This is a genomic window from Rhodococcus ruber (assembly GCF_016804345.1).
In the GTDB taxonomy this organism is placed as follows: domain Bacteria; phylum Actinomycetota; class Actinomycetes; order Mycobacteriales; family Mycobacteriaceae; genus Rhodococcus; species Rhodococcus ruber.
In genome coordinates this window covers 3,093,308-3,107,096 of record NZ_CP044211.1, presented here as the reverse complement: position 1 = coordinate 3,107,096, position 13,789 = coordinate 3,093,308, and the positions used below count along the sequence as shown (strand labels likewise).

Annotated in this window: 12 protein-coding genes; 6 read left to right on the top strand and 6 right to left on the bottom strand. The window is 74.1% G+C overall.

Going from position 1 to position 13,789, the window contains the following annotated elements:
• Nucleotides 1–5: 5 nt before the first annotated feature.
• On the top strand, nt 6–1,517 hold the full coding sequence (locus tag F1734_RS14410) for a TldD/PmbA family protein (RefSeq protein ID WP_203010719.1): 1,512 nt from the start codon (nt 6–8) through the stop codon (nt 1,515–1,517).
• Complete coding sequence (locus F1734_RS14405; protein WP_203010718.1) at nt 1,514–2,881, top strand: metallopeptidase TldD-related protein; 1,368 nt, start codon at nt 1,514–1,516, stop codon at nt 2,879–2,881. Before F1734_RS14410 ends, F1734_RS14405 begins: the two co-directional genes overlap by 4 nt.
• Before the next feature lie 35 nt (nt 2,882–2,916).
• On the opposite strand, the gene F1734_RS14400 is transcribed toward F1734_RS14405, so the two are convergent.
• The gene (locus F1734_RS14400; RefSeq protein WP_017682068.1) at nt 2,917–3,333 is read right to left on the bottom strand and encodes a PPOX class F420-dependent oxidoreductase; all 417 of its coding nucleotides are present in this window, start codon (nt 3,331–3,333) and stop codon (nt 2,917–2,919) included.
• Nucleotides 3,334–3,391: 58 nt separating this feature from the next.
• Between F1734_RS14400 and F1734_RS14395 the strand changes: the two genes are divergently transcribed.
• Nucleotides 3,392–4,216 (top strand): precorrin-3B synthase, encoded by an 825-nt coding sequence (locus F1734_RS14395; protein WP_203010717.1) that lies wholly within the window; start codon nt 3,392–3,394, stop codon nt 4,214–4,216.
• 61 nt (nt 4,217–4,277) lie between these two features.
• Nucleotides 4,278–5,744 (top strand): dihydrolipoyl dehydrogenase family protein, encoded by a 1,467-nt coding sequence (locus F1734_RS14390; RefSeq protein WP_040269792.1) that lies wholly within the window; start codon nt 4,278–4,280, stop codon nt 5,742–5,744.
• A 9-nt stretch (nt 5,745–5,753) separates the two neighbouring features.
• Here F1734_RS14390 and F1734_RS14385 read toward each other — a convergent pair whose 3' ends face one another.
• Nucleotides 5,754–6,500, bottom strand: coding sequence for a decaprenylphospho-beta-D-erythro-pentofuranosid-2-ulose 2-reductase (locus F1734_RS14385; protein ID WP_010596439.1), 747 nt, complete (start codon nt 6,498–6,500; stop codon nt 5,754–5,756).
• 62 nt (nt 6,501–6,562) lie between these two features.
• On the opposite strand from F1734_RS14385, the gene F1734_RS14380 reads away from it, so the two are divergent.
• Complete coding sequence (locus F1734_RS14380) at nt 6,563–6,961, top strand: TIGR03618 family F420-dependent PPOX class oxidoreductase (protein WP_010596440.1); 399 nt, start codon at nt 6,563–6,565, stop codon at nt 6,959–6,961.
• Nucleotides 6,962–6,967: 6 nt separating this feature from the next.
• On the opposite strand, the gene F1734_RS14375 is transcribed toward F1734_RS14380, so the two are convergent.
• Nucleotides 6,968–8,098, bottom strand: a complete 1,131-nt coding sequence (locus F1734_RS14375) for a M24 family metallopeptidase (RefSeq protein ID WP_010596441.1) — start codon at nt 8,096–8,098, stop codon at nt 6,968–6,970.
• A 27-nt stretch (nt 8,099–8,125) separates the two neighbouring features.
• Here F1734_RS14375 and F1734_RS14370 point away from each other — a divergent pair, with 27 nt between their 5' ends.
• A complete protein-coding gene (locus F1734_RS14370) occupies nt 8,126–9,109 on the top strand; it encodes a 5'-3' exonuclease (protein ID WP_203010716.1) in 984 nt (327 codons plus the stop codon).
• 19 nt (nt 9,110–9,128) lie between these two features.
• On the opposite strand, the gene F1734_RS14365 is transcribed toward F1734_RS14370, so the two are convergent.
• The 3 genes from F1734_RS14365 to tatC form a co-directional block, all read right to left on the bottom strand.
• Nucleotides 9,129–9,956 carry a DUF4333 domain-containing protein gene (locus F1734_RS14365; protein WP_203010715.1) on the bottom strand — a complete coding sequence of 276 codons (828 nt, stop codon included), beginning with the start codon at nt 9,954–9,956 and terminating at the stop codon, nt 9,129–9,131.
• Nucleotides 9,957–10,063: 107 nt separating this feature from the next.
• Nucleotides 10,064–12,793: a DEAD/DEAH box helicase gene (locus F1734_RS14360; protein ID WP_203010714.1), complete on the bottom strand. Its 2,730-nt coding sequence runs from the start codon at nt 12,791–12,793 to the stop codon at nt 10,064–10,066.
• A 6-nt stretch (nt 12,794–12,799) separates the two neighbouring features.
• Nucleotides 12,800–13,747, bottom strand: a complete 948-nt coding sequence (gene tatC / locus F1734_RS14355; RefSeq protein ID WP_017682297.1) for a twin-arginine translocase subunit TatC — start codon at nt 13,745–13,747, stop codon at nt 12,800–12,802.
• Between the last annotated feature and the right edge of the window lie 42 nt (nt 13,748–13,789).

The following is a 13,789-nucleotide window of genomic DNA, read 5'->3' as shown; positions in this document are numbered from 1 at the left end:
TGCCCGTGAGCACCGTCGACGCCGACTTCCTCGCCCTGCCGTTGCGGACGCTCGCGGACGCGGCGCTGTCCGCCGCCCGCGCCGCCGGTGCCTCCCACGCGGATCTGCGGGTGCACCGTCTGCACAGCCAGTCGCTGAGCCTGCGGGACGGCGCCGTGCAGGCCGCCGTCGACAGCATCGACACCGGGCTGGCCGTGCGGGTGGTGGTCGACGGCACCTGGGGGTTCGCCTCGCACGCCGAGCTGAGCCCGGCCGTCGCGGCGGCCACGGCGCGGCAGGCGATCGAGGTGGCCCGGACGTTGCGGGCGCTGAACCGGGACCGGGTCGAGCTCGCCGACGAGCCGGTCTACCCGGACGCGGTGTGGGTCTCGCCGTACGAGGTCGACCCGTTCACGGTGCCCACGGCGCAGAAGGTGGCGCGGCTGGCGGAGTTCTCCCGGCACCTGCTCGCCGCCGACGAGGTCGATCATGTGACGGCGCACTGTGGGCAGGTCAAGGAGCAGACGTTCTACGCGGACCTGGCCGGCTCGACGATCACCCAGCAGCGGGTGCGGGTGGCCCCGCAGCTCGAGGCGACCGCCGTGGACCGGCGCACCGGCGAGTTCGAGACGATGCGCACCCTGGCCCCGCCGGTGGGGCGGGGCTGGGAGTATGCGGCCGGCGACGCGCACTGGGACTGGAGTGCGGAGCTGGCGCAGATCCCCGGGTGGCTGGCGGAGAAGGCGTCGGCCCCCAGTGTGCAGGCGGGGCCGACGGACCTGGTGATCGACCCCACCAACCTGTGGTTGACGGTGCACGAATCGATCGGGCACGCAACGGAGTACGATCGGGCCATCGGGTACGAGGCGGCCTACGCGGGCACCTCGTTCGCCACCCCGGACGGGCTCGGCACGCTGCGCTACGGCACCGAGGTGATGCAGGTGACGGCGGACCGCACCGTCGCGCACGGGCTCGCCAGCGTCGGCTGGGACGACGACGGGGTCGCCGCCCAGTCCTGGGACCTGGTGCGGGACGGGATACTGGTCGGCTACCAGCTCGACCGGGTGTTCGCGCCGCGGCTGGGGCTGCCGCGTTCGAACGGCTGCTCGTACGCCGACTCGGCGCATCACGTGCCGATCCAGCGGATGGCGAACGTGTCGCTGCAGCCGGACCCGGCGGCCGACACCACCACCGCCGAGCTCATCGCCCGCGTCGACGACGGGCTCTACGTCGTCGGCGACAAGTCCTGGTCGATCGACATGCAACGCTACAACTTCCAGTTCACCGGGCAGCGGTTCTACCGGATCCGGGGTGGCACGCTCGCCGGGCAGGTGCGCGATGTGGCCTACCAGGCCACCACGACCGACTTCTGGGGCTCGCTCGAGGCGGTGGGCGGGCCGTCGACGTGGCAACTCGGCGGCGCCGTGAACTGCGGCAAGGCCCAGCCCGGGCAGGTCGCGCCGGTCAGCCACGGCTGCCCGTCGGCGCTGCTGCGGTCGGTGAACGTCCTCAACACCCGCGCGGAGGGCCGGCGATGATCGAGGCGCAGGAACAGCTCGAGCGGGCGTTGCGCTGCTCGACCGCCGACGAGACGATCGTGCTGGTCACCGACACCGGCGAGGCGTCGCTGCGGTGGGCCGGCAACTCGATGACCACCAACGGGATCTCTCGTTCCCGCAGCTGGACGGTGATCGCGGTCCTGCGCGGCGACACCACTCGCGTCGGGGTGGTGACGTCGAGCAGCGTCGACCCGGCCGACATCGCCCCGACCGTGCGGGCGGCGGGGGCGGCGGCCGCGGCGGCGGCCCCCGCCGAGGACGCGGTGCCGCTCGTCGGCGGGGAGGGCGAGCCCGGCGACTGGGCCGACGCCGCGGCCGGGACCGACATCACGGTGTTCGGGCGGCTCGTCGACGATCTCGCCGCCGGATTCGACGGTGCCGATCAGCTCTACGGCTTCGCCCACCACCGGATCTCGACGACCTGGCTGGGCACCTCGAGCGGGGTGCGACGCCGGTTCAGCGCGCCGGAGGGATCGGTGGAGATCAACGGCAAACGGGGCGGGCTGAACGGGGCCAGCGCGTGGGCCGGGGCCGGCACCCGCGACTTCACCGACGTCGACACCCCCGCCCTGCTGACGGAACTGTCGCGGCGGCTGGACTGGGCGCGCCGCACCGTCGAGCTGCCGGCCGGGCGTTACGAGACGCTGCTGCCGCCGTCGGCGGTGGCGGACCTGATGATCTACCTGATGTGGTCGATGGAGGGCCGCGGCGCCGAGGAAGGGCACACCGCGCTGTCGCGGCCCGGCGGCACCCGCGTCGGCGAACGGCTCACCGCGCTGCCGTTGACGCTGTTCTCCGATCCCGCCGCCCCCGGCCTGGAATGCGCGCCGTTCGTCACGGCCACCGCGTCGTCGAACTCGGTGTCGGTGTTCGACAACGGCATGGACCTCGGGCGGGTCGACTGGGTGCGGGCGGGGACGGTGCACGCGCTGGCGTACCCGCGGGCCGCCGCCGCCGAGTTCGGGGCGCCGGCCGCCGCGCCCGGGGAGAACCTGCTCCTGACCGGCGGCGGCACGGCCGGCGTGGACGAGATGGTGGCCCGCACCGAGCGGGGACTGCTGCTGACGACCCTGTGGTACATCCGGGAGGTCGACCCGGCGACGTTGCTGCTGACCGGACTGACCCGCGACGGCGTGTATCTGGTCGAGGACGGTGCGGTGACGGCGGAGGTGAACAACTTCCGGTTCAACGAGAGCCCGCTGGATCTGCTGCGGCGCACCACCGAGGCCGGTGGCACGCAGCGCACCCTGCCGCGGGAATGGAAGGACTGGTTCACCCGCACCGCGATGCCGCCGCTGCGGATCCCCGACTTCCACATGTCGTCGGTCAGCCGCGCCCGCTGATCCCGCGGCGACGCCCGTGTGCCGCCGCGGTCCGCTCACCCGCCGGGACCGGGATCCGGGGTGGGGTCGTCCGCCTCGACGACACAGGCGAGCCCGACGGTGCCGGCGCGCCCGCGGCGCAGCACACTGCCCTTGACCGTGAGCCACCCGAGGATCCCGTACTTGCGGGCGATCGTCGCCCGCGCCCGCTCGGTGCCGGCCGCGTCGAGCACCGTGGCGGTGCCGGGCACCGCGTCGCTGCGCGGTGTGCCGCGCACGTCGCACACCGCGACGGTGATCCGCGGATCGCGGCGCAACCGCCGGACCTTGTAGGAGTCGGTGACGGTCCACACCAGCAGCCGGTCGGCGTCGGCGGCGGCCCACACCGCGGTCGGCACCGGGGTGCCGTCCCTGCGGAAGGTGGTCAGCAGCACGTACTTCGCGGCGGCCAGGTCGGCGAAGGTCGGGGTCATGGGCCACACCCTACGGACGGGCGGGCCGCGCCGACCGCCGCCGTCTAGCCTGGAGGCCATGGCGCCCGCTGACGAACCCGTCGACCTGGTCGAGGTGTCCCTGCCCGGCGGTCGGCTCGCGGCGGCGCAGCTGCAGATCCTCGCCGAGCTCGCCCACGACCACGCCGGGGGCGCCCTGGTCCTCACCGCCGACGGTCTCGGGCTGCGCGGAAACCGGGCCGAACTCACCGCGCAGCTGTCCGGCCACGGCTTCGACCTGCCCGGACCGCATCGGCGCCGCCTGCTCGCCTCGCCGCTGTCCGGCCGCATCGGCGGGCATGTCGACGTGCGGGACATCCTCGCCGAGGTGCACCGTCGACTCACCGCGCTCGCGCCCGGCCGCGACCTCGTCGTCGGGATCGACGACGGCAGCGGCGACATCGCGGCCCTGGCCCCCGAGGTGGGGGCGGCGGCGCTGCCCGACCGGCGGTGGGCGCTGTTGCTCGACGGCACCGACACCGGCGTGCGCCTGCCCCCCGACGACGTCGTCGAGACGCTGGTCGCGGCGGCGCAGCGGCCGCCGCGGGCCGGGGTCGCCGCGACCCTCGCCGCTCTGGGCGTGGAGCCGTCGGCGCCGCCGGCGCGGCGCCCGTCGGCCCCGGCCCGGCCCGTGGGCTGGTTGGACCAGCCCGACGGTGCGGTCACCCTCGGCGGCGGTCTGCCCGGGGCGGTGCTGCCGGCGCGGACCGCGGAGTTCCTCGCGGCCGTGGATCGTCCCCTGGTGGTGACGCCGTGGTCGGTGGTGCTGCTGTGCGATCTCGACGAGTGGGCCGCCGAACAGGTGGTGCGGGTCCTCGCCCCGATGGGACTGGTCTTCGACGCCGACTCCCCCGAGCTGCGCTGAACCGCGCCGCGGCGGTCGTGTTCCGGGCCCGCACCGCCCGCACGCCGCCTACCGTGGGTTCATGAGCATCGGTGCGGGGTCCGAGTCCGAGGTGTTCGATGTCGTCGTCCTCGGCGGCGGACCCGCCGGGGAGAACGCCGCCGCCTACGCCATCGCCGGCAGCGACCGCACCGCCGTCCTGGTCGAACACGAACTCGTCGGCGGTGAATGCTCCTACTGGGCGTGCATGCCGAGCAAGGCGCTGCTGCGCCCGGGACAGGTGCTGGCCGCGGCCCGGCACATGCCCGGCGTCGCCGCCAAGGTCGCCGCCCACGGCGTCGACGTCGCCGACGTCCTCGCCCGCCGGGACGCGTTCACCGACGGCCGCGACGACACCGCCCAGGTCGAGTGGGCGCGCGGCGCCGGGATCGACGTCGTGCGCGGGCACGGCCGCCTCACCGCCCGGTGCGAGGTCACCGTGGACGGCCCGCAGCCGCGGCGGCTGCGGGCACGGCACGCGGTGGTGGTGGCCACCGGCAGCACCGCGTCCGTGCCCGATGTGCCGGGGCTGCGCGCGGCCCGGCCCTGGACCTCGCGGGATGCGACGAACCTGCAGCAGGTGCCGCGGCGCGCCGCGATCGTCGGCGGCGGCGTCGTCGCCTGCGAGATCGCGACCTGGCTGCGCGAGCTCGGCACCGAGGACCTGACGATGCTGGTGCGGGGGGACCGGCTGCTCGCCCGCACCGAGCCGGTCGCCGGCGCCGCCGTCGCCGAGGCGCTGCGCGAGCACGGCGTGCGGCTGCGGTTCGGCACCACGACGGCGGAGGTGTCCCGCCCGGACGTCGCGGACACCGGCATCGGACGCATCCACGGCGGCCCGGTGCGGCTGCGCCTCGACGACGGTGGCACCCTCGAGGTCGACGAGCTGATCGTCGCGGCCGGGCGCCGGCCCGCGACCGCCGGACTCGGACTCGACACGGTCGGGTGGGCCGGGGAGGGCCCGCTGCGCACCGACGACCACATGACCGTCGCCGGGGTGGACGGGCGCTGGCTCTACGCCGTCGGCGACGTCACCGGCCGGACCGCGCTGACACACATGGGCAAGTACCAGGGACGGGTGTGCGGCGACGTGATCGCCGCCCGCGCCGAGGGACGCGACCTCGACGCGCCGCGGTTCCGGGCGCGCGCCGACCACGGGCAGGTGCCGCAGGTGGTGTTCACCACCCCGGAGGTCGCGGCCGTGGGCCGCACCGCGGCCGACGCCCGCGCCGACGGCCTCGACGTCGAGGTGCTCGAGGTCGACATCGCCGTGGCCGGATCCGCGCTGGCGCGGGACGATTTCACCGGACGCGCCACCCTCGTGGTCGACCGCGCCGCCGACACCGTGGTGGGGGCGACGTTCGTGGGCACCGACGTCGCCGAGCTGCTGCACGCCGCGACGGTCGCGGTGGTCGCCGCGGTGCCGCTCGAGACGCTGTGGCATGCGGTACCGGCGTATCCGACGGTCGGCGAGGTGTGGTTGCGGCTGCTCGAGTCGCGCCGCCGCTGAGCGCGCCGGTCAGCGCGGCAGTCGCCGCCAGATCGGCCGCGGCAGCAGCCGCATCCCGACGAACACCGGCCGCAGCACAGCCGGCACCCACACCTCGCCGCGGCCGCGGCGCAACGCCCGCACCGTCGCGTCCGCGACCCGGTCCGGGGTGCTCGACAGCGGCGCGGGGCTCATCCCCTCGGTCATGCGGCCGACGACGAACCCGGGTCGCACCAGCAGCAGCGACACGCCGCTGCCGTGCAGCGCGTCCGCCAGGCCGGAGGCGAATCCGTCGAGACCGGCCTTCGCGGAGCCGTACACATAGTTCGCCCGGCGCACCCGCACCCCCGCCACCGACGAGAACACCACGATCCGGCCCGATCCCTGGGCCCGCAGATGCCCCGCCAGCCGCGTGAGCAGGGCCACGTGGGCGACGTAGTCGGTGTGCACGATCGCCACGGCATGGGCCGGGTCGTGTTCGGCGCGGTGCTGGTCGCCGAGGATGCCGAACGCGAGGACGGCGACGTCGATCGGCCCGTACAGCATCGCGAGGTCGGCGAGGGTCTGCTCGTGGGTGTCGAGCCGGTCGGCGTCGAACTCGACGGTGTGCACGGCGACGGCACCGGCGTCGAGCACGGCGCGGCGCTGCGCCTCGAGATCGCCGGCGCGACGCGCGGCCAGGACCACGGTGCGGCCGCGGGCCAGCCGGGCGGCCACCGCCGTCCCGATCTCGCTGCGGCCCCCGAAGACGACGATCGAACCCTGCCCGTTGTTCACCGCACCAGTGTGCCGGGTGGCGCCGCGGGGCGCGCGGGCCGGGTTCGGCTACCGTCGCAGGCATGGCCCGCACCCCCGCCGCGCTCGGCGACGCCGCGTTGCAGTTCCTCACCGAATACCATCTCGGGACGCTGACGACCCTGCGCAAGGACGGCAGCCCGCACGTGGTGGCCGTCGGTTTCACGTGGGATCCGGAGGCCGGGGTGGTGCGGGTGATCACCGATGCGACCTCGCAGAAGGCGCTCAACGCCGACCGCCGCGGATACGGTGCCGTCAGTCAGGTCGAGCGGGGCCGCTGGCTCACCCTCGAGGGGCCCGCCCGGGTGCGGGCGGAACCGGAGGCCGTCGCCGAGGGGGTGCGTCGTTACACCGCGCGGTACCGGACGCCGCGGCCCAACCCGACGCGCGTGGTGGTGGAGATCACCGTGGCACGGGTGATGGGCTCGGTACTCGACAAGTAGGGTCGCTCACCCCGGCAGCACCGTCAGTCCGTGCGGACGGTGGTTGAGCGGCTCGCAGCCGTCCTCGGTGACCACCACGATGTCCTCGATGCGCGCACCCCACTCGCCGCGGAAGTAGATGCCCGGTTCGATGCTGAACGCCATCCCGGGCCGCAGCACGTCGGCATTGCCGTCGACGATGTACGGCTCCTCGTGGACGGACAGTCCGATGCCGTGCCCGGTCCGGTGCACGAAGACCTCGGCGAGGCCGTGCGCGGCGAGGGCGTCGCGGGCGGCGGCGTCGACCGAGGCGGCGGTGACCCCGGGCCGGACCGCGTCGACCGCCGCCTGCTGCGCCGCCTCGAGCAACGCCACCTTCGCCGCGACGTCGTCGGGGGGCGCGCCGAGGCTGTAGGTGCGGGTGGAGTCGGAGTAGTAGCCGGGCTCGACCGGGCCGCCGATGTCGACGACCACGACGTCGCCGGGTTCGAGGACCCGGTCGGAGACCTCGTGGTGGGGATCGGCGCCGTGCGGGCCGGACCCGACGATGACGAAGGCGGCCTCGGTGTGGCCCTCGGCGACGATCGCGGCGGTGATGTCGGCCGCGACCTGCGCCTCGGTGCGGCCGGGCCGCAGCCACCGCCCCATCTGCGCGTGCACCCGGTCGATGGCGGCGCCGGCGCGGCGCAGCGCCGCGACCTCCTCGTCGTCCTTGACCATGCGCAGCTGCCGCACCACCTCGGTCGCCAGCACGGGCGGCACCGCGAACCGGGCCGCGAGGGGCACCAGGTGCAGGGCGGGCATGGCGTCGACGACCGCGGTGCGCGGACGCTGCGGCAGCAGCGCGGCGACCTGCGCGTACGGGTCCTGTCCGTCGACCCAGTCGTGCACCGGCAGGTTCAGGTCCGTGGCCGCGGAGTCGGTGAGGGAGGCCAGCTCGAGGCGCGGCACGACGACGGACGCGCCCTGCCCGTCGGTGGGGATCACCAGGCAGGTGAGCCGCTCGAACGATTCCGCGCGTGAGCCGAGCAGGTAGCGCAGGTCCGGTCCGGGAGTGACGAGCAGCGCGTCGAGACCGGCGTCGTGGCCGAGGGCGGCGGCCCGGGCGAGGCGGTCGGCGTAGACGGGGGCGGGGAAGCGGCGCTCGGGGGAACTCATGCGGACAGCGTAGTGGCGTTTGGCAGGATGACCGGTGTGACTGCGACGCCGGCCTCCGCCGCCCCCGTGCCCCCCACCGGCCCGTTGATGCTGCTCGACGGGGCGAGCCTGTGGTTCCGCGCGTTCCACGCGCTGCCCGAATCGCTCACCGCCCCGGACGGCCGCCCGGTCAACGCGGTGCGGGGGTTCACCGACATGGTGGCGTCGCTGATCACCAAGCATCGGCCGGCGCGGCTGGTGGTGTGCCTGGATCTGGACTGGCGGCCGGCGTTCCGGGTGGCGGCGGTGCCGAGTTACAAAGCGTACCGGGTGGCCGCCGGTTCGGACGGCACCGCCGAGGAGGTGCCGGCGGCGCTGCCGCCGCAGGTGCCGATGATCCTCGACGTGCTGGCCGCGGTCGGGCTCGCCACCGCCGGGGCGGCCGGGTTCGAGGCCGACGACGTGATCGGCACTCTCGCCGCCGGCGAGGCCCGCGACCCGGTGCTGGTGGTCAGCGGCGACCGGGATCTGCTGCAGGTGGTGCGCGGCGGCGCGGTGCCGGTGCGGGTGGTGTACGTCGGGCGGGGCCTGGCCAAGGCCGAGGTGTTCGGTCCGGCGGAGGTCGCGGCCCGGTACGGGCTTCCGCCCGGGCGGGCCGGAGCGGCCTACGCCGAGCTGGCGGCGCTGCGCGGGGACCCCTCGGACGGGTTGCCGGGCGTCAAGGGGATCGGGGAGAAGACCGCGTCGACGCTCCTGCAGGAGTACGGGTCGCTCGCGGCGCTGCGCGCGGCGGCCGCGGACCCGGCGTCGGGGCTGGCGAAGGGGGTGCGCGCCAAGCTGATCGACGCCGGCGAGTATCTGGACGCGGCGGTGCCGGTGGTGCGGGTGGCCACCGACGCTCCGGTCCGGGTGTCGCGCCCGGACACGATCCCGGGGGCCCCCGTCGATCCGCAGGGACTCGAGCGGCTGGCCCAGGATCTGGGGATCGGGCGGTCCGCCGCCCGGTTGACCGCGGCGGCGGCCGGGGTGTGAGGGCGACGGACCGGCGTGCTCAGTTGGGCCGGCTGACCTCGTAGGTGCCCTCGTCGTCGGTGAAGGTCAAGGTCACCGTCCGGAACTGCCCGTCCACCGTGAGGGTGCACTCGAAGCTGTTGCCCGCCTTGACTTCTTCGCCGTCCGGGCACTGCACGTCGGAGACGTCGGTTGCGCCGTACGACTCGGTGAGGACCTTCTCGACGCCGGCCTGCGCGGCCTCGGGGTCGAGGGTGTCGGTGCCGCCGAAGAGCAGGACGGCGCCGATGATCGCCCCGATCAGCACGAGCGCAGCGACGGCCAGGCCGACGATCAGGCCGGTCTTCGACTTCGTCTGCGGTGCACCGGCATTCCACTGGTTCGCGCCGGTCCATTGCTGGCCTTGCGGCTGACCGGGTTGCTGCTGTCCCCACTGGCCCTGTTGCGGCTGGCCCTGCTGCGGTTGTCCCCACTGCTGGCCGGGCTGCTGTCCCCATTGCTGGCCTTGCGGCTGACCGGGTTGCTGCTGTCCCCACTGGCCCTGCTGCGGCTGGCCCTGCTGCGGTTGTCCCCACTGCTGGCCGGGCTGCTGCCCCCATTGCTGGCCTTGCGGCTGACCGGGTTGCTGCTGTCCCCACTGGCCCTGCTGCGGCTGGCCCTGCTGCGGCTGCCCCCACTGCGGCTGGCCCTGCTGGGGCTGGCCTGGGCCCTGCTGAGCCCACGACTGCCCGGGAGCCTGGCCCTGCTGCGGTGTGCCGAACGCCTGCGTCGGTGCCGGCCCCTGCTCGGCTCCGGAGGACGGCGGGGGCGACGGCGCCCACTGCTTGGTCGAATCGTCGGAATCCTGCGGGTCGTGCGGACCGCTCATTGTCGCCTCCACCTGCCTTCGCTGTGTCCAATTACCGTAGTCGTAGCACCCCACCCATCACGAGGAAGCCGTGTGGCAGCGCGCGTATCAAACCACACGCGGTGTCTTCACGCCGCATCGACCGCGACGACACCGCGCCGGATCGCGCCGATCGCGCGGGCGGCCGTCTTGGCGAGCTGCGGGTCGACGGCGCCGGTGCGGATCTGATCGAGCAGATCGATGACCTGCCGGCACCAGCGCACGAAATCGCCCGCCGACAGGTCACGTCCGGCGGTGCCGGCGGCGAGCAGAGCCTCGGTCAACGACTGGGTGCTCACCCACGTGTAGATGGCGTCGACGAATCCGGGATCCGGTTCCCGGGTCGGGGGCAGCTTGAAGCGGACCTCGTCGGCGCGCAGCTGTCCGCACAGACGGACGGTGTCGGCGAGCGCGCGACGCAGCGGCCCGGTCGGCCCGTACTCGGTGGCGCCCTCCTCGGCGCGGGCTTCGTACACCACGGCCGAGACGACCGCGGCGAGCTCGGCGGGCGAGAGCCCGGCCCACACCCCGTGGCGCAGGCATTCGGCGACCAGCAGGTCGCTCTCGCTGTAGATGCGGGCGAGCCGCTCCCCCGCCTCGGTGGTCGACGGATCGTCGCCGGCGGTGAGGTAGCCCCGCTCGGTCAGCAACGCGACGATCCGCTCGAAGGTGCGCGCGAGGGAATTGGTGGTGGCCGCGGATTGGCGGCGCATCTGGGCCACCTCCCGGCCCAGCCGGTTGTAGCGTTCCCCGAGCCGGGCGAGACGGTCGAGATCGGGATGCTGGTGGGCCGGATGCCGGCGCAGCCGCCGCCGCAGCGTGTCGATTTCGCGGCTGTCGCCGTGCTTGGCGCGCTTGGGTCGGCGCGGCGCGGAAATCCCGGTGCTGCGCAGCGCCGATGCGAGGTCCCGGCGGGCCCGGGCGGTGCGGGCGTCGGCGTGCCGGGGCAGCCGGAGCTTCCCCAATGCGGTCGCCGGGGCCGGGAAGTCCGCGGCCGACACCCGGCCGGACCAGGCGTCCGCGGTGACCACGAGCGGCCGGGGATCGGTGACATCGGTGTCGGTCTCGAGGACGACGGCCAGGCCCGTGCGTCGGCCGCCGGGGATGGCGACGATGTCGCCGCGGCGCAGCGCGAGCAGCGACGCGACCGCCGCCTGCCGGCGGTCCTGCCGCGCCTGGCGTTCGCGGGCACGTTCGAGCTGGGTCAGTTCCTCGCGCAGCTGCAGGTAGTCGAGGATCTCGCCGTCCTCGCCGCCGAGCTGGTCGCGCAGCTTGGCGAGGGTCTTCTCGTTGCGCTCGATGCCACGGGTCAGGCCGACGACCGACTTGTCCGCCTGGAACTGCGCGAAGGACCGTTCCAGCAGTGCCCGCGAGTGTTCGGCGCCGACCGCGTCGATCAGGTTGACCGCCATGTTGTACGACGGGCGGAACGAGCTGCGCAGCGGGAACGTGCGGGTGGAGGCGAGCCCGGCGACGTCGGCGGGCTCGAGACCCGGCTGCCACAGCACCACCGCGTGGCCCTCGACGTCGATGCCGCGCCGTCCGGCCCGCCCGGTGAGCTGGGTGTACTCGCCCGGGGTGAGTTCGGCGTGGGTTTCGCCGTTGTACTTGACCAGCTTCTCGAGCACCACGGTGCGGGCCGGCATGTTGATGCCCAGGGCGAGGGTTTCGGTGGCGAACACCGCGCGCACCAGGCCGCGGACGAACAGATCCTCGACGGTGTGCCGGAACGCCGGGAGCATGCCGGCATGGTGGGCGGCGATGCCGCGTTCGAGGGCGGCGCGCCACTCCCGGAAGCCGAGCACCTCGAGGTCTGCGCGCGGCAGGTCGCCGGTGTGCTCGTCGACGACCGCCCGGATCTGCGCGATCTCGGCCTCGGAGGTCAGGTGCAGCCCGGCGCGCAGGCACTGACCGACGGCGGCGTCGCAGCCGGCGCGGCTGAAGACGAACGTGATCGCCGGCAACAACCCCTCCCGGTCGAGGCGGGCGACGACCTCCGGGCGCGGCAGCGGCCGGAACCCAATGCGCCCGCGGGGCCCGCCCCACCGGCCGGCCGAGTCGAGGACGGCGCGGCGGCGCACCTGCTCGACGAGTTCCCGGTTGACCACGACCCCGCGGCGACCGGTGCCGTCCGCCGCGTCCGGGTGTGCGGCGGATTCGAACAGGTCGAAGATGCGGGGACCGACCATGACGTGCTGGTGCAGCGGAATGGGCCGCACCTCGTCGACGACGACGGCGGTGTCCCCGCGCACGGTCTCCATCCAGTCACCGAACTCCTCGGCGTTGGAGACGGTCGCGGACAGGCTGACCAGGCGCACGTCCTCGGGCAGGTGCAGGATGACCTCCTCCCACACCGCGCCGCGGAACCGGTCGGCGAGGAAGTGCACCTCGTCCATCACCACGTGGGTCAGCCCGATCAGGGTGGTCGAGGACGCGTAGAGCATGTTGCGCAGCACCTCGGTGGTCATCACCACCACCGGGGCGTCCGGGTTGACGGACTGATCACCGGTGAGCAGCCCGACCGCGGCCTTGCCGTAGCGGGCGACCAGATCGGCATACTTCTGGTTGCTCAGTGCCTTGATGGGGGTGGTGTAGAAGCACTTGCTGCCGGCACGCAGCGCCAGATGCACGGCGAACTCCCCGACCACGGTCTTGCCGGCGCCGGTGGGGGCGCACACGAGCACGCCGTGCCCGCCCTCGAGGGCGCGGCAGGCCTGCACCTGGAACGGGTCGAGCGGGAAGGGCAGCCCGGCGGTGAACTCGGCGAGCCGGGACGCCGGCGGGGGCGTGGTGGATCCGGTGTCGGGTGAATCGGTCACAGGCGACTAGAGGGTGTCGGAGTAGTCGGCGGACGCGGGCCCGGGCGGCGGCGTGGAGGTGGGCGCCGGCACCGGGGCCGGCGGGGTGATCGGCGAGCTCTCGTCGTCGTCGAGGTCACCCCAGCCCTGTTCCCGGTCGCGGCGGGCACGGCGCTTGTCGTTGAGGCGGGCGATCTGGATGGCCAGCTCGAGCAGCACGGTCAGGGCCGCGGCCAGCGCCAGCATCGAGAACGGGTCCTGCCCCGGGGTGGCGACGGCCGCGAAGACGAACATCGCCATGATCAGCCCCCGCCGCCACGCCTTGAGCTTGGCGTAGCTGAGGATCCCGACGGCGTTGAGGGCGACGATGACGAGGGGGATCTCGAAGGACACCCCGAAGATCACGAGCAGGTTGATGATGAACCCGAAGTACTCCGAGCCCGACAGCGCGGTGACCTGCACGTCGTTGCCGACGGTGAGCAGGAACGACAACGCGTGCGAGACCACCAGGTAGGCCAGGACGGCGCCCGCGACGAACAGTGCCGCGCCGGAGACGACGAACCCGATCGCGTAGCGGCGTTCCTTCGCATACAGCCCGGGGGTGATGAACGCCCACAGCTCGTACAGCCAGATCGGGCAGGCGAGCACGATGCCCGCGGTCAGCGCCACCTTCAGCCGCAGCATGAACTGCTCGAACGGCCCGGTGGCGAGCAGCCGGCAGCTGTCGTCGGGGCTGATGTCGGCGCGCGCGGACGCCGGCAGATCACAGTAGGGGCCCCGCAGGATCTCGCCGAGGCTCGGCAGCCCGAACAGGCCGGTGCTGTACCAGACGAACCCGACGATCGTGGTGAGGACCACCGCGGCGAGGGCGATGAGCAGACGGGTGCGCAGTTCGTAGAGGTGCTCGACCAGCGACATGGTGCCGTCGGGATTGGTCTTGCGTCGGCTTCGACGCGGATCGAACGGGATGCGCACGGTGCGGTTCTCAGCTCCTGTCACGGCCGCCGGGATCAGCGG

Coding starts and splice junctions, on each gene's coding strand:
- F1734_RS14405 (WP_203010718.1), top strand. CDS start 1,514: ATGATCGAGGCGCAGGAACAGCTCGAGCGGGCGTTGCGCTGCTCGACC.
- F1734_RS14400 (WP_017682068.1), bottom strand. CDS start 3,333: ATGACCCCGACCTTCGCCGACCTGGCCGCCGCGAAGTACGTGCTGCTG.
- F1734_RS14395 (WP_203010717.1), top strand. CDS start 3,392: ATGGCGCCCGCTGACGAACCCGTCGACCTGGTCGAGGTGTCCCTGCCC.
- F1734_RS14390 (WP_040269792.1), top strand. CDS start 4,278: ATGAGCATCGGTGCGGGGTCCGAGTCCGAGGTGTTCGATGTCGTCGTC.
- F1734_RS14380 (WP_010596440.1), top strand. CDS start 6,563: ATGGCCCGCACCCCCGCCGCGCTCGGCGACGCCGCGTTGCAGTTCCTC.
- F1734_RS14375 (WP_010596441.1), bottom strand. CDS start 8,098: ATGAGTTCCCCCGAGCGCCGCTTCCCCGCCCCCGTCTACGCCGACCGC.
- F1734_RS14370 (WP_203010716.1), top strand. CDS start 8,126: ATGACCGGTGTGACTGCGACGCCGGCCTCCGCCGCCCCCGTGCCCCCC.
- F1734_RS14365 (WP_203010715.1), bottom strand. CDS start 9,956: ATGAGCGGTCCGCACGACCCGCAGGATTCCGACGATTCGACCAAGCAG.